General features: G+C 70.1%; 18 protein-coding genes. 10 read left to right on the forward strand and 8 right to left on the reverse strand.

All coding sequences use genetic code 11. The annotated features are described in order from the left end of the window. Positions 1-18 precede the first annotated feature (18 nt). From lnt to ACS5PK_RS18070, 3 genes are read right to left on the reverse strand one after another with little or no spacing between them, the layout of a single operon-like run. Positions 19-2,469, reverse strand: a complete 2,451-nt coding sequence (gene lnt / locus ACS5PK_RS18060; RefSeq protein ID WP_439441649.1) for an apolipoprotein N-acyltransferase — start codon at positions 2,467-2,469, stop codon at positions 19-21. Positions 2,470-2,485: 16 nt separating this feature from the next. Further along, positions 2,486-3,124 (reverse strand): hypothetical protein, encoded by a 639-nt coding sequence (locus tag ACS5PK_RS18065; RefSeq protein ID WP_439441650.1) that lies wholly within the window; start codon positions 3,122-3,124, stop codon positions 2,486-2,488. A 28-nt stretch (positions 3,125-3,152) separates the two neighbouring features. After that, entirely contained in the window at positions 3,153-4,268 is a 1,116-nt protein-coding gene (locus ACS5PK_RS18070) for an SGNH/GDSL hydrolase family protein (RefSeq protein WP_439441651.1), read from the reverse strand. Between the two features lie 263 nt (positions 4,269-4,531). On the opposite strand from ACS5PK_RS18070, the gene pxpB reads away from it, so the two are divergent. Genes pxpB through pcp form a run of 6 tightly spaced genes read left to right on the forward strand, consistent with a single transcriptional unit; the run spans position 4,532 to position 9,400 of the window. Continuing rightward, positions 4,532-5,212 carry a 5-oxoprolinase subunit PxpB gene (pxpB, locus tag ACS5PK_RS18075; RefSeq protein WP_439441652.1) on the forward strand — a complete coding sequence of 227 codons (681 nt, stop codon included), beginning with the start codon at positions 4,532-4,534 and terminating at the stop codon, positions 5,210-5,212. Next, positions 5,205-6,173 (forward strand): biotin-dependent carboxyltransferase family protein, encoded by a 969-nt coding sequence (locus ACS5PK_RS18080; protein WP_439441653.1) that lies wholly within the window; start codon positions 5,205-5,207, stop codon positions 6,171-6,173. Before pxpB ends, ACS5PK_RS18080 begins: the two co-directional genes overlap by 8 nt. Positions 6,174-6,199: 26 nt before the next feature. Next, positions 6,200-6,970: a LamB/YcsF family protein gene (locus ACS5PK_RS18085; RefSeq protein WP_439441654.1), complete on the forward strand. Its 771-nt coding sequence runs from the start codon at positions 6,200-6,202 to the stop codon at positions 6,968-6,970. A gap of 31 nt (positions 6,971-7,001) precedes the next feature. Continuing rightward, complete coding sequence (locus ACS5PK_RS18090) at positions 7,002-7,712, forward strand: DUF969 domain-containing protein (RefSeq protein ID WP_439441655.1); 711 nt, start codon at positions 7,002-7,004, stop codon at positions 7,710-7,712. Further along, positions 7,709-8,728, forward strand: a complete 1,020-nt coding sequence (locus tag ACS5PK_RS18095) for a 5-oxoproline transporter, DUF979 family subunit (protein WP_439441656.1) — start codon at positions 7,709-7,711, stop codon at positions 8,726-8,728. Before ACS5PK_RS18090 ends, ACS5PK_RS18095 begins: the two co-directional genes overlap by 4 nt. A 12-nt stretch (positions 8,729-8,740) precedes the next feature. Next, on the forward strand, positions 8,741-9,400 hold the full coding sequence (gene pcp, locus ACS5PK_RS18100; RefSeq protein WP_439441657.1) for a pyroglutamyl-peptidase I: 660 nt from the start codon (positions 8,741-8,743) through the stop codon (positions 9,398-9,400). 223 nt (positions 9,401-9,623) lie between these two features. Here pcp and ACS5PK_RS18105 read toward each other — a convergent pair whose 3' ends face one another. Both ACS5PK_RS18105 and ACS5PK_RS18110 read right to left on the reverse strand, forming a co-directional pair. Then, positions 9,624-11,183, reverse strand: coding sequence for an oleate hydratase (locus ACS5PK_RS18105; protein ID WP_439441658.1), 1,560 nt, complete (start codon positions 11,181-11,183; stop codon positions 9,624-9,626). Between the two features lie 119 nt (positions 11,184-11,302). Beyond that, positions 11,303-11,485 (reverse strand): oxidoreductase-like domain-containing protein, encoded by a 183-nt coding sequence (locus tag ACS5PK_RS18110; protein WP_439441659.1) that lies wholly within the window; start codon positions 11,483-11,485, stop codon positions 11,303-11,305. A 126-nt stretch (positions 11,486-11,611) separates the two neighbouring features. Between ACS5PK_RS18110 and ACS5PK_RS18115 the strand changes: the two genes are divergently transcribed. Together ACS5PK_RS18115 and ACS5PK_RS18120 are read left to right on the forward strand one after the other, a co-directional pair. Further along, the gene (locus ACS5PK_RS18115) at positions 11,612-11,881 is read left to right on the forward strand and encodes a helix-turn-helix domain-containing protein (protein WP_439441660.1); all 270 of its coding nucleotides are present in this window, start codon (positions 11,612-11,614) and stop codon (positions 11,879-11,881) included. Further along, complete coding sequence (locus tag ACS5PK_RS18120) at positions 11,878-12,411, forward strand: GNAT family N-acetyltransferase (protein WP_439441661.1); 534 nt, start codon at positions 11,878-11,880, stop codon at positions 12,409-12,411. Before ACS5PK_RS18115 ends, ACS5PK_RS18120 begins: the two co-directional genes overlap by 4 nt. A gap of 23 nt (positions 12,412-12,434) precedes the next feature. On the opposite strand, the gene ACS5PK_RS18125 is transcribed toward ACS5PK_RS18120, so the two are convergent. Together ACS5PK_RS18125 and ACS5PK_RS18130 are read right to left on the reverse strand one after the other, a co-directional pair. Continuing rightward, positions 12,435-13,595, reverse strand: coding sequence for a radical SAM protein (locus ACS5PK_RS18125; protein WP_439441662.1), 1,161 nt, complete (start codon positions 13,593-13,595; stop codon positions 12,435-12,437). Then, positions 13,588-13,989 carry a hypothetical protein gene (locus tag ACS5PK_RS18130; RefSeq protein ID WP_439441663.1) on the reverse strand — a complete coding sequence of 134 codons (402 nt, stop codon included), beginning with the start codon at positions 13,987-13,989 and terminating at the stop codon, positions 13,588-13,590. Before ACS5PK_RS18130 ends, ACS5PK_RS18125 begins: the two co-directional genes overlap by 8 nt. A 289-nt stretch (positions 13,990-14,278) precedes the next feature. Here ACS5PK_RS18130 and ACS5PK_RS18135 point away from each other — a divergent pair, with 289 nt between their 5' ends. Then, the gene (locus ACS5PK_RS18135; protein ID WP_439441664.1) at positions 14,279-14,944 is read left to right on the forward strand and encodes a TetR/AcrR family transcriptional regulator; all 666 of its coding nucleotides are present in this window, start codon (positions 14,279-14,281) and stop codon (positions 14,942-14,944) included. A 93-nt stretch (positions 14,945-15,037) separates the two neighbouring features. Next, a complete protein-coding gene (locus tag ACS5PK_RS18140; RefSeq protein WP_439441665.1) occupies positions 15,038-15,448 on the forward strand; it encodes a VOC family protein in 411 nt (136 codons plus the stop codon). Positions 15,449-15,469: 21 nt separating this feature from the next. Here the strand turns inward: ACS5PK_RS18140 and ACS5PK_RS18145 are convergent. Continuing rightward, a partial coding sequence (locus tag ACS5PK_RS18145) for a hypothetical protein (protein ID WP_439441666.1) occupies positions 15,470-16,997 on the reverse strand: 1,528 nt, incomplete at its 5' end.

A 16,997-nucleotide genomic window follows, 5' to 3' on the forward strand; every position in this document is an offset into this window, starting at 1 on the left:
CGCAGAAATGCGCGGGGCTCAGACGCCCAGCAGCCTCAGCGCCAGCCAGGCGGGCAGGCCCAGGTACAGCAGGGCCAGGCCGGCGGATTCCAGCCCCTGGCGCATGGGCAGGGCCCGCGCAGGCCGCCATAGCAGCCCGAGCCAGGCCAGGGTCTCGATGGCGATGCGCACGGCCGCCGAGGCCACCAGCACCCCCACCGCCCAGGCGGCCCACCACAGGCCGAAGGCGCCCAGGTAGGCGGCCAGCCCGTAGCTGCGGTACTCCCCCAGCAAGCCGCCGTAGGCGATGTGCTGGTGCAGGGCGAAGGCCGGCAGGGCCAGCAGCAGGGGCAGGCCCAGGAACTTCCAGACGGGACGGGCAAGACGATGGCGCCGCAGCCGCTGCCGGGCCAGTGCGTAGCGCATCATCCGGCCGTCCTCCAGGACCTCGCCCAGCGGCGCCCCGGCCGCCCGCAGGGCCTCGCGAAGCGCCTGTGGTTGCGCCAGCAGCAGGTGCCAGGTCTTGCCTCCTTGCGCCGTCAGGCTCAGGCCAGGGCCGGGCCAGGGCAGCCGCCAGGCCTCCGCCTGCTCGAGGGAGGCCAGCTCGCAATGCAGGATCTGCCCGTCCCTGCGGACCAGCTCCAGGGCCTTGGGACCCAGTTGCAGCCGCGCCTTGAAGGCCTGCAGCAAGCACCAGGCGGCAGCCTCAGGCGCCAGCACCAGGGCGGCAACGAGGCGCAGTTGCAGCAGGGACTGCGTGCGCAGGCCTTCGTCCAGCAGCAGAGCCAAGCCCAGGCCCAGCAGGCTCAGGCGGGACAGGCCGCGAAGGGCGGCGACGCAGCCGCGCAGCGCCGGCGATATCACCCTCACCCGCAGCGGCCAGGCCAGGGGCGGCGCAGGCCGGGGCGCCCAGCCCCGCAGCGGCCGCCAGCGAGCCAGCAGCAGCCCGGCCAGGCTCAGCAGGCAGACGCCGCCCACCCAGTCGCCCCAGCGCACCATGAGCGTCGGCGCGGGCTCTGGCACGGGAAGCGCCCCCACCACCAGGGCGCGCTGGCCGAAGTCCCCCGCGGCGAGCACCGTGCCACGCGCATCGATGACGGCGCTGTAGCCATTGGTGGTCACCCGGAACTGCGGCAGGCCGGTCTCGATGCTGCGGAAAGCGGCCGCTGCCTGGTGCAGGCGCGCGCCCAGTGGGTCGGCGCTGAACCAGGCGTCGTTGGACATCGTGAGCAGCGCCCGCGCGCCCAGGCGGGCCCCGTCGATGGCCAGGGAGGGATCGACGTCGTCCCGGCAGATCAGCGGCTGCACCGGCACCTCGCGGCCATCGCGCAGGCGCAAGGGAAACACGCGGGCCCCGCTGCCGGGCTGCCAGTGCCCCACCCAGGGCAGCCAGCGCTGCAGCAGCGGGCCGTCCAGCCAGCCTGGCACTCGCTCGGTGAAGGGGAAGAGCCGGGTCTTGCGGTACACGCCCAGCAGGCCCTGCTGCGGCTGGAGAAAGGCAGCGGCGTTGTACTCTCCCGCCGCATCGCGGTCGTAGGTGCCGAAGACAAAGGGCACGCCGGCCGCATTGACGATGGAGACGATCTCCTGGTCCAGCTGCGCCCCGGCCTCGCTCTTGGGCTGGCCGAAGGTGGTGGGGTAGATGGTCTCGGACCACAGCACGGCGTCGGCGCGCTGGCGCTCGACGGCGTCGTAGCTCATCGCGTAGTGCGTATCCAGCACTTCACGCACCACCGCATAGCTGCCCTGGGACTGGCGGCGGCCTTCGTAGTCCGCGATATTTGCCTGCACCAGGCCCAGGCGCAGCAGGGGCAGGCCGGCGTCCAGCCGAGGAGCCTCGCGGCTGGCTCCGTAGAGCAGCAGGCCCAGCGGCAAGGCCAGGGCCAGGCCCAGGGGCGCCAGCAGGGCGCGGGGCCGCGTCTTCCAGATCTGACCGCCCTGGCTCAGGGCCTGAGCCAGGGCCTCGTTGACCAGCAGCAGCAACAGGGTCAGGCCCGCCGTGCCGCCCAGGGCGGCGGCCTGGCGCAGCTGGGCCGCGGGGTAGAGGCCATGGGCCAGGGTGTCGCCCAGCAGCTTGGGGCACAGCCATTCCACGCCCACCCAGGCCGCTGCGGCCGCCCAGGCCCGCAGCCAGGGATGACGCTGCCCGTCCAGCGCCTGGCGCACCAGGGCCCAAGCGATCAGCTGCGGCTGGAACAGCGGGGCGATCAGCAGCAGCACCGCCAGGCCCTGGGCCTGCGGCCACTGGGCATAGTGCGCGATGGCCGTGCCGAACCAGGCGAAGGCCGCCGCCGCATAGCCGAGGCTCAGCAGCCAGGCGCGCAACAGACGCTGCCCCCAGGCCACCGGCCTGTCCAGCCACCACAGCCATGGCAAGAGGGCCACGAAGCCCAGCCCCCAGCTGCCGCGTGCGTAGAGCGCCAGCAAGACGGCGCCCAGCCCCAGGGCCAGGGTCGCGCGGACCCAGGGCCTCGATATCAATGCATTCATGGGAATCCGGTTGGGATCAAGGCTGGCCCGAGGCCTCGCGCCCCGGCTCCTGTGGCCTTGGGATGACGACAAAGCGGATGGGAAAGCCTGGCGGCGCCAAGACCGGCGTGACCACCCGGTCTGCGGGCACGGCGATGGGGCGGCCGGCGGCATCGTGGATGGGGCGGTCAGGCGCGAACATCAGAATGGCCTCGATGCGCTGACCGTCGTCGGTGGCCTGGTGATGGCGCACATAGCCGTCGGGCAGCACATAGTCCTCGGGCACCGCCAGGCCGACGATGGGCGGCCGCGTGCCCGGGGGCTGGAAAGCGCCCAGGCCTGTGCGCACGCCGGCCTTGTGCAGGCGCTCGATGACCTCCTGCATGCTGGGCGCACTGCCCGGCGGCACATGGTCGGCCAGGTCATCGCTGACGGCCGGGCCTGAGGTGCCAACCAGCAGCCAGGGGTGCGGTGCGGCGCTGGCCGCGGAGGCAGGCCTCGCAGCAGCAAGACCTGACCCCGCGCCGCCCGAGGTCCCCAGCGACGCAGGCGGTGCAGGCAGGGGATCCTCAGGCCACAGCAGCACCAGACCGCCGGCCAGGCACAGCAGGGCCAGGCCGACATATGCCAGCGACGCCAGCCGGCGCCGCGTGGGCGATGCCTGCTTCGCGCTCATGGAGCCGCGCCTTCAGCGCAAGCGGCGCTCAGGGAGCCGCCGGATTGGACACGGACAGCGCCCAGCCCATGCGCTCATGCCCGTACTGGTTCCAGATCGGGTTCTTGCCACTGCTGAAGCTGGTGTACCGCGGCGCGCCCGAGCCCGTGCTGCCGCCGAAGAGGCCGGCCGTCACCGTGCCACCGTTGTAGGTGGGGTGGGTGTCGTCGGACTGGATGTAGTCGTAGCTGCTGCTGGCCGAGACGAAGTGGGTGTTGGCGTCGCGCAGCGTGCTCTTGTAGGTCGAGGTGATGCGGGTCACGTAAGCCGCCTCGGTGTCGCCGGCCACGTAGCGGATGGCGTCGGAGTCCACCTGGCCGTCGCCGTTGCTGTCGTAGTCCGCCGCCATGTACTGGGCGAAGCTGTCAGCGCACTTGAAGCCCTTCTGGCGGGCGTACTCGCACATCCAGTAGTTCATCTTGGTCAGGGCCGGCAGGAACTTGTCGCGCAGGTTCACCGTGGCACCAGTGGTGGCGTCCTTGCAGCTGCTCTGCACGTTGTCGGCGGCGTAGCCGGGGTAGTGCAGGTTGGAGATGATCTTCAGCTTGGTGCCCGCGTAGGCATTGGCGTTGATGTAGTCCATCGCCTTGGCCACATAGGTCTTGCAGTTGGCCAGGGCGTTGTCCAGCACGCTGTAGTTGCAGGTGCCGCTCTGGCCCTTGAAGGCGGTGCGCGCCTGCAGGCCGTCATTGCCGCACATCTCGAAGGTGACCACGCGCGTGCTGCTGGCCTGCATATAGGAGGCCTCGCCCACGATCTTGTTGTTGTAGACGTCCGAGGCCACGGCACCGGACTTGGCTCGGCGCACGCTCTCGATGTCTGCATTCCACAAGGCGGAAAGGTATTCCGCATCGACAGTGGGCGCTGAGTACTTGGCGGCATTGAGCGTGGAGCCGTTGTAGCCGGCGTAGATCGAGTCGCCGTAGGCCACGACGCGGTACTTGGTGCTGGTGCCGGCCCGATCTATGGTCCAGGATACGTTCTGGTTGAGCGTGCTGGCCGCAGCGGGGAAGACGCTGGCGGCCAGGGCCAGGACCGATGCACAGCGGACCAGGACGCGTCGCGTCGTGCGCTGCTCAGGCAGGAGGGACTTGAACTTCTTCATGCGTGTCTCCGTTGAGGATGAGAGTCGTCGGCAAGTCGTGCTCGCGAATCCACAGGCTGTCTTGACGCAGCTCGCTGCACGATCCGGCAAAAGCCGACAGGGCTCCACCCCATCAAACCCTAGGCCGCCCTTCAAGCCTGTGTCAGCGTGGACCATGCCTGTCGCACAGGTGACAATGGCCGCCGCAACAAGGCCTGTTGAATGCAGCAGGATTTTCAGGAGAAGGCCCGAACCATGCAGTCCAGCCATCGTAGGCATGCCCCATGACAAACGCTTTGCAGGCCCGTTGCCAGACCTTGGGCGAACGCGCCGTGCTGCTGGACTTTCCTGAGGTCCCTGCCAGCCTGGAGTTGCAGCAGCGGCTGTGGCGTCTGCGCCAGCAGCTGTTGGATGCGGGCGACGCTGTCGTCGACTGCGTGCCGGGCATGGGCAACCTCAGCTGGATCTTCAATCCCGATCAACTCGATGGCGAAGCCGCCTGCGCCCGCCTGATGCAGCTCTGGCAAGCGCAGGCCGAGACGCCAGCACCGGCACTGGGCGAGGGACGCCTGGTGCAGATCCCCGTGCATTACGGCGGCGATGCAGGGCCTGACCTGGGCCGGCTGGCCCACCACCACGGCCTCACGCCGCAGGCCGTGGTGCGCCTGCACAGCGAGGCCACGTACCGGGTCTTCTTCCTGGGCTTCCTGCCCGGCTTCGCCTACCTCGACGGCCTGCCCACAGCCCTGCACACCCCTCGCCTGGCCACGCCGCGCATCACGGTGCCCGCCGGCTCAGTGGGCATAGGCGGCACGCAGACTGGCGTCTACCCCTGCGCCAGCCCCGGTGGCTGGCATCTCATCGGCCGCACAACCCTGCCCCTGTTCGATGCCGCGGCGCTGCCGCCCACCTTGCTGCAGCCGGGCGATCAGCTGCGCTTCGTGGTGGAGCGTTGCGATGTCTGAGCCCGCCACCCTGCATGTGATCAAGCCCGGCCTGCAGAACAGCGTGCAGGACCTAGGGCGCCCGGGCTGGCGCCATCTGGGGCTTGGCAGCGCAGGCGCCATGGACCCCATCGCCCTGCAGCTGGCCAACGCCCTGCTGAGGCAAGACCTGGCCCTGCCGGTCCTGGAGGTCTGCGGCGGCCCGGTGCAGCTGCGCTTCGAACAGGACAGCGCCTTCGCGCTGGCAGGCGCCGATTACGAGGTGCTGCTGGATTCCCTGCCCTGCCCCGTGGGCTGGCCCCACGCCGCCCGAGCCGGCCAGGTCCTGCGCCTGCACGGCCCGCGCGCGGGGCGTTTTGCCTACCTGGCGCTGCCCGGCGGCATTGCTGCGCCTGCCCTCATGGGCTCCTGCAGCACCGACCTGGCCAGCGGCTTCGGCGGCCCCCAGGGCCGGGCGCTGCGGGCCGGCGATGCGCTGCAGGCGGTAGTGGCTGCCGCTGATCTTCCTGGCGGACGCCGACGAGGCCTGCCCGCGTTCATGGCGCCCGCCGTCCTGGACCTGCGCGTGCTGCCCGGCCCCGAGGCAGCACTCTTCCATCCCGAAGCCATGGCCGAGTTCTGGCGCGCCGACTGGCATGCCAGCAGTCGCAGCAACCGCATGGGCTGCCGCCTCGATGGACCTGCGCTGCGCCGCCCCGATCGCCCTGATGAGCTGAGCGAGCTGCCCTCCCATGCCGTGCTGCCCGGCGTGGTGCAGGTGCCGCCCGACGGCCAGCCCATCGTGCTGATGGCCGATGCACAGGCCACCGGAGGCTACCCTCGGCTGGCCGTGGTCATCGAGGCCGACCTGCCGCGGCTCGCCCAGTGCGCCCCCGGCCAGCGCCTGCGCTTCCTGCCCGCGGACGAGGCGCAGGCCCGCGCCGCACGACGTCGGTCACTGGGCGCGCTGCGTTGCCAATGCCAGGCCCTGCTGGGTCTGTGAGGCGCAGCGCACGGACAATCCCCCCCATGTCATCGACTCCGCCCCGCACCGCCCTGGACCTCAATGCCGACCTCGGCGAGGGCTGCGCCGACGAGGCGCTGATCCTGCCCTGGATCAGCTCGGCCAACATCGCCTGCGGTGGCCACACGGGCGACGCGGACAGCATGCGGGCGTCCATCGCCCGTGCGCTGGACAGCGGCGTGGCAGTGGGCGCCCATCCCAGCTATGCCGACCCAGCGCACTTCGGCCGCCAGCCGCAGGCGGTGACGGCGGGGCTGCTGGCCTCGCTGCGCGGCGAACTGGCGCGGCAGCTGCAGGATTTCCAGCGAGCCGCACAGCGTGAAGGCGCCCGCCCGCGCCACGTGAAGCCGCATGGAGCACTCTACAACCAGGCCGCCCAGGACCCGCAGCTGACGGCGCTGCTGCTGGACCTGCTGCCGCGCGAGGCGCCAGGCCTGGCCCTGGTCGCCCTGGCAGGCAGCCCGCTGGCCCAGGCTGCACGCCGCGCAGGCCTGCCTGTGCGCGAGGAGGGCTTTGCCGATCGGCGCTACACCGCGTCCGCCACCCTGCTGCCGCGCAGCGAGCCCGGGGCCGTGCTGGAAGCGCTTGCGGATGGCGTCGCCCAAGGCCTGGCTCTGGCCCTGGGCGAGCCCGTCCAGGCGCACGAGGGCAGCGCGCTACGACTGCACATCGACACCCTTTGCGTGCATGGCGACGGCCTGGCCGCCCTGCCTCTGGTGCGCGCGCTGCATGAATCCCTGCGAGCGGCCGGCCTGGCCCTGCGCGCCCCTGACTGAGCCGTTCCTACCGCCCTCAAGACCTGACCCCATGGACCTCGCCCAACTCCTGCCCCTGATCGGCATCCCCCTCGTCGTCGCTGGATTCGCCCTGCGCTTCAACGCCCTGCTGGTGGTGCTGGTGGCTGGGGCCGTGACCGGTCTGTGCGCCGGCATCGCGCCCCTGGCGCTGCTGGAGCTCTTTGGCGAAAAATTCATGGCCAGCCGCTCGCTGGCGGTGGTCGTGCTGCTGCTGCCGGTGATGGCACTGGTGGAGCGCCACGGCCTGCGCGAGCACGCCCAAGCCTGGGTAGGCCGGCTGAGGGGCGCCAGCACCGGCCGCCTGCTGATGCTGTACTACCTGCTGCGCCAGGGCACGGCAGCCTTGGGTCTGACCAGCCTGGGCGGACCAGCCCAGACGGTACGCCCCCTGCTGGCCCCCATGGCTGAGGGCCTGGCCGTGCACCGCCATGGCCCCTTGCCGCCGGCCCTGCGCGAGCGCATCCTGGCCCACGCCGCGGCCTGCGACAACGTGGCGCTCTTCTTCGGCGAGGACATCTTCATCGCCTTCGGCGCCGTGCTGCTGATCCACGGCTTCATGTTGCAGAGCGGCATCCCGGTGGCAGAGCCGCTGGTGATCGGCCTGTGGGCCATTCCGACGGCGCTGTGCGCGGCGATCGTGCACCTGGCGCGCTTGTCGCGGCTGGACGCACAGATCGCCGCCGCCATGCCTGCAGAGCCCAGCACCTGGGAGGCCGCATGAGCGCCATCGCCAGCGCCGCCGTCCCGCCCTTGCCCGCCCTGATCAGCCCCGGCCTGACCCTGCCCCTGGTGGGCGTGGTGCTGCTGGCATCGGCCTTGAGGTGCTGGCGCGAGACTGGCACGCCGCGACGTGTCTGGCGCGGCCTGTTCTGGGCCTTGTTCGGCCTGCCCTTCCTGCTGGGCGACCTGATGCTGGACCAGCTCGGCAAGCCCCTCACCTACCGCCTGGTCGGTCTGTTGGTGCTGGCCCTGGGCCTGATCGCGGGGCTGGGCCTCAGCGCCGCCCCCGACACAAAGCCCTCGCCCCAAGAGCTGAAGCGCCGCCAGCAGCGCGCCGCCCTGCTGGGCCACCGCCTCTTCATCCCGGTGCTGGCCATCCCCGTGCTGACGGTGGCTGGCGTCCTGGCCGGCCCCGCGCTGCATACCGCGCGGTGGAGCCTGCTCGCCCCGCAAAACCTGACCCTCGCGGCGCTGACCCTGGCATGCCTCTGCGCGCTATTGCTGGCCTGGCGGCTGACGGGGGACTCGCCACGGCAGGCGCTGCAGTCCTCGCAGGGCTTGATCGAGTCGATTGGCTGGCCGCTGGCGCTGCCCCTCATGCTGGCCATGCTGGGAGGGGTCTTCCTGGCCAGCCACACTGGCAAGGCAGTGGAGACGCTGGCGCAGGGGCTGCTGCGGCCCGACAGCAAGCTGGCCGTGGTGACCGTCTACACCCTGGGCATGACTGCCTTCACCATGATCATGGGCAATGCCTTCGCTGCTTTCCCTGTGATGGCTGCCGGTGTGGCCCTGCCTTTTCTGATCCAGGGCCATGGCGCCAATCCAGCCGCGGTGCTGTCCATCGGCATGCTCTGCGGCTATTGCGGTACGCTGATGACGCCCATGGCGGCCAACTTCAACATCGTGCCCGCCGCCCTGCTGAACCTGAAGGACCGCCACGCAGTGATCAAGGCGCAGACGCCGACGGCCCTGCTGCTGCTGGCGCTTCAGACCCTGCTGCTGTACCTGATCGTCTGAGCCCCGCTATCCATGAGCACGCCCGATTGCATCCTGATCACCGGCTTCGAGCCCTTTGACGGCGAGGCCGTGAACCCCTCCGCCCAACTGGTGCTGCAGTTGCAGGGCGAAGTGGTCGCGCCCGGCGCGCGTGTGGAGGCCGTCGTCCTGCCTTGCGTTTTCGACGAGGCCCTGCGAGCCCTGGAAGGCCACCTGGACCGGCTGCGGCCGCGCCTCGTCCTGTGCTGCGGCCAGGCCGGCGGACGCAGCGCGCTGAGCTTCGAACGGGTGGCCATCAACCTCGACGACGCCCGCATTCCCGACAACGCTGGCGCGCAGCCCATCGACCGCCCGGTCTTTGCGACGGGCCCCGCCGCCTACTTCACGAGCCTGCCGGTCAAGGCCATGACCCAGGCCTTGCGCAGCGCCGGACTGCCGGCCGAGGTGTCCTACACCGCCGGCACCTTTGTGTGCAACCACGTCTTCTACGGCCTGATGCACCTGGCGCAGCGACGCCCCTGGCTGCGCCAGGCCGGCTTCATGCACGTGCCCTACCTGCCCGAGCAGGGGGCCCATCACCCGCATGCGCCCTCCATGGCCCTGGATACCATGAGCGCAGGCCTGCGCCTGGCACTGCGGACGGCCTTGCAGACTGCCGAGGACCTGCACGTGAGCGAGGGCACGATCTGCTGATGCACGGCTTTTGTGTGTACCGCGATCCACCGACGAGCCGGACCATCAACGCCGGCCCGCCATCGCGGCCGCACCCCTGATGGACAGGTCTTGCCCCGACCTCGCGCCGGCCCTCATCTGCGAGCAGCCTCGGCGCGTGATGCTGGGAGCCCGGCATGGGAAGCCTCGCTGGCGCCAGTGGCGCCGCTGGCGATAGGGCGCGAGGAGGCCGCGCCCGAGTGGCTCAGCGCAGGGCCTTCACCAGTGAGTCCATCATGACCTTGAGCGAGCGGTCGTGCCGCGTGATCGGCGGCACGGGGCGCTGAACGCCCAGCAACTGGTAGACCGCCATCTGCGCGGCACGCACCGAATACTCGACCGTGAAGACCACATCGTCCGCGATCTCGACGAACTGGCTGACAAAGGCCAGGTTGCGCGAGCCCGGCGGCACCGGCAGCGGCCGGTCGGCATGCGCCCGTGGCATGAACATGCTGGTGATGTAGGGCATGCGGCAGGGGATGCAGACAGCCTCGTCCAAGACCTCGGGGTCGAAGTTCAGGTGGCCACGCAGCTCCTGCAGGATCTCTGCACCGCTGCACTCGCTCATGGGCTTGGCCACGAAGTTGCCAATGCGGTCAGGCTGCAGGGCATAGCCCCAGAACACCTGCAGGCCCTCCGGCTGGCCTCGGAAATGCGGCTGGTGATAGAGCACCACGGACATCTGCCAGTTCGAGTCCTTGAAAGTCACCAAGCCGCCAGTGCCGGCGCGATTGCCCGTGAAGCCCTCCATGCGGTCGAAGAAGGCCGGCTGCGCGCAGGTGACGGTGAAGGAGAGCCAGTAGGACTCCGTGAGCTTGCCGTTGAAGGCCGCCGGATTGCCGAACTGAGGCCGGCCCTGAGCCAGCTTCTCCCACAGGGCCCAGCCCTGGCTGTCCGTCTTGCTCAGGCGCGGCGCCGGGGCACTCATGCTGCCAACACTGGACGCGTCGGTCATGGAAGCGTTCTGCACGAAGACCAGGTCATCGGGCGCCAGCGTCACGCGGCGCTCGCCCTGGGCGTCACGCAGGGTGATCGAACGGGCCAGGATCTGGTTGTCCTGCTCCTCCAGCGACACGTCCGTCGCGGTCGTGCCGTGCACGAAGCTGACACCGTGCTGCAGCAACCAGGCTTCCAGTGGACGCACCAGGGAGTCGTACTGGTTGTAGACCGTGCGCTTGACGCCGCCCAGGGTTTCGATGCGCGGGAACTCGTTCATGAAGCGGTGCAGATAGCGCTTGAACTCCACCGCGCTGTGCCAGGGCTGGAAGGCAAAGGTGGTCTGCCACATCCACCAGAAGTTGGTCTCGAAGAAGCCGGGCGAAAGCCAGTCGCTGATCTTGCTGCTGCCCAGCGCCTCCTCGCTGGCCTCGGTGAGGCGCAGCAGCTCCAGGCGGTCGGCGTGGCTGAAGCCCATGTGAGAGACATCCAGCTTGTGGCGGCGGCGATCCACCAGCCGGGCCTTGGAGTGCGCGGGGTTCTGCTCGTTGAAGCGAACCGTCTCCTCGAAGACCGAGAGACCAGGCTGGTCCAGCGAGGGGATGGTCTTCATCAGGTCCCAGAGGCACTCGTAGTGATCGGTGGTCAGCATCCGCCCCCCGCGCAGGCTGTAGCCCTGCTCTGGGCGCCAGGCGGCGTCCAGGCTGCCGCCGCTGAGGGGCTGGCTCTCGTAGATGGTGATGTCCGTGCCGGGCACACCGGCGTCTCGGATCATGAAGGCGGCGCCGGCCAGCGAACCGATGCCGCTGCCGAGGAAATGGGCTTTCATTGGAATGCTCCCTGTCAAGAATGAGTGAGGCCCATTCTTCGCAGGGGCGGCTGCGACCGCTTGATTCAGGTCAGCCCGAGAGACGGAGCGAGAGCCCTCTCTAAAGCACAGGCAGGCATTCAGCCCTGCGGATGCCGCGCAGCCCAGGCCCGCAAGGCCTGGCGGTAGGCGTCCATGGCCAGGTCGTGGGCGTCGAAGATGCAAGGGTCGCAGCCATTGCCGCAACAGTCCTCCAGCGCGGGTGGCTGTGGCGGCTGGGGCATGGGGTCGTCGTCGGGCGCGGGTGCGGAGGGCGGACTCATGCGGGCTATTGTCTCGCGGGCGTGCAGACAAGCCGCGGGTCAGCGCGCAGCGGGCCAGGCAGCATAGGGCCATTACGGACCCATCTACGGGGCCACCCATGGGGCCACTGCGGCCACAATGGCGCCATGGCACAAGGCAAACGCATCTCCGTCGACATCCACCCCAGCGCACTGCAGGCCATCCAGGCCCTGGGCGCGGCCGCCCGCCAGGCACGGCAGCAGGCCGGCGAGGGCCAGGCCGCCGCGGCCGCGCGGCTGGGTGTGCATGTGCAGACCATAGGCCGGATCGAGGCCGGCGAGCCCGGCGTGGCCATTGGCCACGTGCTGGGGCTGCTCGCGCTGTACGGGATCTCCGCCGCCCCCCAGAACCTCGCGACACCTGCGGCCGGGGCATGAGCGTCGCGCAACTGGGCGGCCTGCAGATACCGCGCTTCGAGACCGAGCGCCTGTGGCTGCGCCCCTTCTGCGAGGCAGACTTCGACGGCCTGGCGCATTTCTTTGCCAGCCCGGTCTCCGCCACCTATGGCGGCCCCTGCTCGCGCGAGGAAGCCTGGCGCAAGTTCGCGGCCTACCTGGGTCACTGGGCCCTGCGCGGCTACGGCCCCTGGGCGCTGGAATGCAAGCGTGACGGCGCCTTCATCGGCCTGAGCGGCTTGTGGAACCCTGAGGGCTGGGTGGAGCCCGAGATCACCTGGGCCCTGCTGCCCGAGGCCCAGGGACAGGGCTATGCCACCGAAGCTGCGCGAGGCGCCCTGGCCGCAGCCTACGACCACTTCGGCTGGCGCACGGCCGTCAGCGTGGTGGCAGAGGGCAACACCGCGTCCAGGGCCGTGGCCGAGCGCCTGGGCGCACAGCTTGAGCAGTGCATCCCCTTCCGCGGCGGCCAGGGCCTCGTGTACCGACACCGCGGGCCTGACGCGGCCTGAACTCCACGCCCCTGCCTGTTGCCTCAAGCCTGAGCCGCGCGTCCCTGCGCCAGGGTCGGGCCCCGCGCAATGAGCCCCCTGGCCGGCAAGAGCGGCACTGGCACCGGCGCAACCTGCCCGACCTGCTGCACCCGCGCCGCGACCTCGTCATACCAATAGGCCGCAGGCTGTGCGCCCTCGGCGAGTTCATGCCAGGTACGTTCCAGCGCCTGCACCAGGCGCCGGCTGGCGCTGCTGTGCAGCCAGCGCGCAGCCAGGGCCTTCAGCGGCAATTCATGGACCGAACCCAGCCACAGCGCGGGCGGGAGTTCGTGGGTCAGCGGCAGCACCTGTCCGTCCGACTGCAGCACCAGCACAGGTGCCAGGGCCGTCAGGCCCGGCGCCGGCCAAGTGGGCACCAGGCGATCGCGGTGGGCGAGGATCTGGCCCTGGCTCAGTGCGTCCACCTGCACCCTCACGCCGCTGCTCGCCTGCAGGGTCAGCGCCAGGCGCTGCGCCTCGACGATGGCGGCCAGCAGCTCCTGGCCGTCAGGACGCTCATCCAGCAGGGTCTCGCGCGCACGCCCGTGCAGCGTCAGCGGATGCACCTGCACGCTGTGTGCGCCGTGCGCAGCGGCCAGCCCCACGACGTCCTCAAGCTCGTCAACGTTGTGCTGGGTCAGCGTGAAGATGAAGCCGAAGGGTGTGCCCGTGGCCCGGGGCTGCTCCAGCAGACGCAGGGTGCGAGCCCGCGCACCGGCCAAGCCGCGCAACGCATCATGCGTGGCCTCGCGACCGTCGATGGAAATGGCGAGCCGGTCCAGCAGCGGCGCAATGGCCGCCCATCGTCCCGGACTCAGCAGCAGGCCGTTGCTGGTGAGACTGGTCAGCAGCCCGAGCCGGCGGGCATGGCGCAGCAAGCCTGGCAGTTCGTCGTAGAGCAGGGGTTCGCCGCCGGACACCGCCAACTGCCGATAGCCCAATGCCGCGGCATCATCGAGGACTGCGCACAGCAGCTCCAGCGGGAGCTGCTGCGTTGCCCGCGGGCCGGAAGCTGTGTAGCAATGTGCACAGGCCAGGTTGCACAGGCGCGTGGGATGCAGCTGGACGATGGGCGCCACACCCGTAGGCCCGCCACAGCCGGCCTGCAACGCCGGGCGCGCGATGGCACCCGGCGCCGTCCAGGGGGCGAAAAGCTCAGCCACCCACGGCCCCGCGGGCGCCAAGCTGGGTGATGCCGCCTTCCAGCACATTGCCGGGCTGCACCACGTGGCCGAAGTCCAGCTGCATGCGGATCAGGTCCGGCCAGGGCGTGCCATCAATCAGGATGCGTGGCGGCTTGACCTCCCCACCATGCACCCGGTGCCACTTCAGCCAGAACAGCAGGTCGTTGCCGCACATGGGCACGTCATCGCCCGCATAGCTCAGCGAGAGCCGCATGCCGGTGGCGTTGGCCCCACCGTAGACCGTGGCTTCCTCGATGCGGGCCGGCGACTTGTCCATCGCCTGTGCGATCTCCCGCACGGACTCCTCGGTCAGCTGGCGGGCCTTCCAGGCGGCCAGCAGCTTTTCCGAACCACGTTGCTTGTCGATGTTCATGATGGGGACTCCCTTGATGAGGGCAAAGGCGGCCGCGCAGGACGCGCGGCTTGGCCTTCAGACTCTAGGAGCCCCGCGCCGCGAAGCCGCCCACGACCTAGGGGGGCCCGGCCCCGGGAGCGCGCCAACCTAGGGGGATGCCGGGATCGGTGGTTCCCACCGCGAACCCTTGCGCAGGCCGAACGTCCCCGGCGTTAGGCAGGCGCTGGCATCAGGACGGCAACGCAGGGAAGCGCATCGCCTGCCCGCTCTAGACTGCGGATCGCCCCTTGTTCCGCTGACCCCACCCATGAGCTCCACACCGCCCCTGCTTCCCCGCAAGTCCCCGCGCCAGCGCCGTTCGCAGCTGACTGTTGCCAGCCTCCTGGAAGCCGCGGCCCAACTCCTGGAAACGCAGGGGCTGGAGGGATTCAACACCAATGCGGTGGCCGAGCGCGCGGGCGTGGGCATTGGCTCGCTGTACCAGTACTTTCCGTCCAAGGATGCCCTGACACTGGCCCTGCTGGAACGCGAGGCCGCACGCTTCGAGGCCGATGCCATGGCCTCGCTGGAGGTGACAGACGGCCCCGCCGCCCTGCGTCACCTGATCCGGGCCTCAGTACGCCAGCAGCTGGAGCGTGCCGAGCTGGCCCGGTTGCTGGACGAGCAGGAGGGCCGGCCCGAGCTGCGTGCCCATCTGGACAAGGGGCGCTTCGGCCAGCTGATCGACACGCTGCTGCGGCGCCCGGGCCTGCCCCGGCAGGCGGACACCGCCCTCGCCGCTGCAGACGTCGCCGCCCTGATCCGCGGCCTGGTGGATGGCGCGGGCGAGCGGCGGGAAACCGATCTGGCGCATCTGCAGCGCCGCGTGGAGGCGGCGATCTTCGGCTACCTGGAATGGGCCGCGGCCATTGAGCCGGGCCGGCAAGGCCGTGAATGCGAGTCGGGCATGCGGGCCGGCGCCGACCCGGCCTGATCCCACCGGCCAGGCACGCGCGGCCTGGATGCGAGTACCGCGCCGGGGGCCTGCTCCCTAGCATGGGCGGACATTTCAACGCACGGAGCATCCATGCCGCACCCGACCCGCCAGCCCCCCGCCACCATGACCCTGAACCACCTCAGCTTCCCCGCCCCCGACCTGGAGGCCACCACCCGCTTCTTCGAGCAACAGCTGGGCTGCACCGTGCACCGCATGGGCGCCTTCAACTTCCTCAAGCACCAGGGCTTTGACATCGTCATCGAGGACGGCCGCCATCACGAGCTCGGCACCGTCGACTGGCCGCACAACTTCCACATCGGCTTCGAGCTGCCCACGCGGCAGGCCGTGGTCGAGCTGTTCGAGCGCTTCACCGCCCAGGGCGTGCGCTTCACGCAGGCCCTGCATCACGCGGTGCGCGGGACGCGCTTCTTCTGCGAGGCGCCGGGCGGGCTGGTGATCGAGGTGAACACGCGGGAGGATGCGCAGATCCCCATCACTTGAGCCCGCACGCCGCCTGGCGTTTCAGCTGCTGGCGCACAACTTCTTGAGCGCGGCAAGGCCTGCATCGCCGGCCAGTGTCGGCAGCTGGCCAAGGGCGGACTTCAACTCGGCAGCAGCCTCCTTGGCCTGGGTGTTCTTGGGATCCACCGCCTTGGCATAGCTGACCGTCCAGGCGGCGACGCTGTCGCCGACCCTGACCTTGTAGGCCAATGCCAGCGACTGCGCCTGTTCCGCGATCAGCTGGGCCTGTCGCCCGGCCTTGGCTGCATCGCCCAGCAGGCCGCTGCGCTTGACGGCATCAGTCTCCACAAGGGCGGCGGCCGCAGCGGACTGCTCGCTGGCAATCAGTGTCGCCGTGGCCAGGCGGCATGCCGCAGGCAGTGTGGCGGGCAGGCCAGCGGCGCTGAAGTCGACAGCCTTGATCCCCATCTCGTCCTCGCCAGGGGCCGAGGCGGGCCTTCGCTCCCTGAACTGCTGGACCGTGCCCTTCATGTCGTCCACAGCGGCGGCCATGGCCGCAAGCGCCAGGTTGAGCATAGGCAGCGCGGCCGGATCGCTGGCCGGCTTGCCCCCGCTGAGCTGCGACCCCGCCAGCTTGGGCATGTGCTCCAGGAGAGCCTTGCTCCGCTTGAGCAGCTCGTCTGCGGACACGTTCTGGCTCAGCATCAGCTGGTTGGCCGCCTTCAGCTTCGCGATCATGCTCATGCCGGTGTTGATCCCCGGATCGTCGAAGAGGCGGATTGCATCGGCCGCCTGCTGGAAGCCCGCGGCCAAGGAGCACTGCCCGTGGAAGTACATGGCGTCCTTGATGGCCGCTTCCACGGGGTAGTCGGCATAGGCCTTGGCCTGGCCCGCATGCTGGATCTGCTGGTAGACATCCCGGCGGCGCTTGTCGATACCCTCGATCACCACGTGCGCGGCCAGGTTGGAGAAGAAGTCCTGGTTGTACTCCGCCCGTGCCCCACTGGAGATGGCTGCGGTGCCAGCCCAGTTGCGAGCCGCACCGACCGAGCTCACGAGCGCGCCGGCCGTGCCGGCCAGGGTCGTCAGGATGCCCAGGCCGAAGTTGGTGCGCGAAAAGCTGCGCTGCAAGCCGACCTTGAAGGCCGAGCAGCGCTGCTCGGACGAGGCGAGCAGCCGCTCCTGCATGGCATTGCGTGCCTGCCTGCGCTGGTCCTCGGTAGCGCGCTCCACCCGGCAGGCAAAGTAGCGGACCGAGCGATCCAGTCGTGTGCGGTCCTGGCTGGCAAACTCGCCGCCGTCCAACTGCTCGTCGTCCGCGACGCCGCCACGAGCCCACTTGGGCGTCATGGCCGCCTGCTGCGAGCAGCCGTCATCGCGCAGCTCTGGCGCGGGGGCATAGCGCAGCAGCAGGTAGCCCAGGTCCACCGGCTCGACCACATTGCGGTCGGTGAGCTGGAAAGCCCCGAGACCGCTGCATAACTTCCCTGATGCGCCGTGATCGGTCATCGGGGTTGCAATGGCGACATGGATAGCTTCTTCCTGATGGGCGCCAAGCCCTTGGTCCAGGACTCGCCGACGATGAAGT

Source organism: Roseateles sp. DB2 (assembly GCF_051857535.1).
GTDB lineage: Bacteria > Pseudomonadota > Gammaproteobacteria > Burkholderiales > Burkholderiaceae_C > Roseateles_B.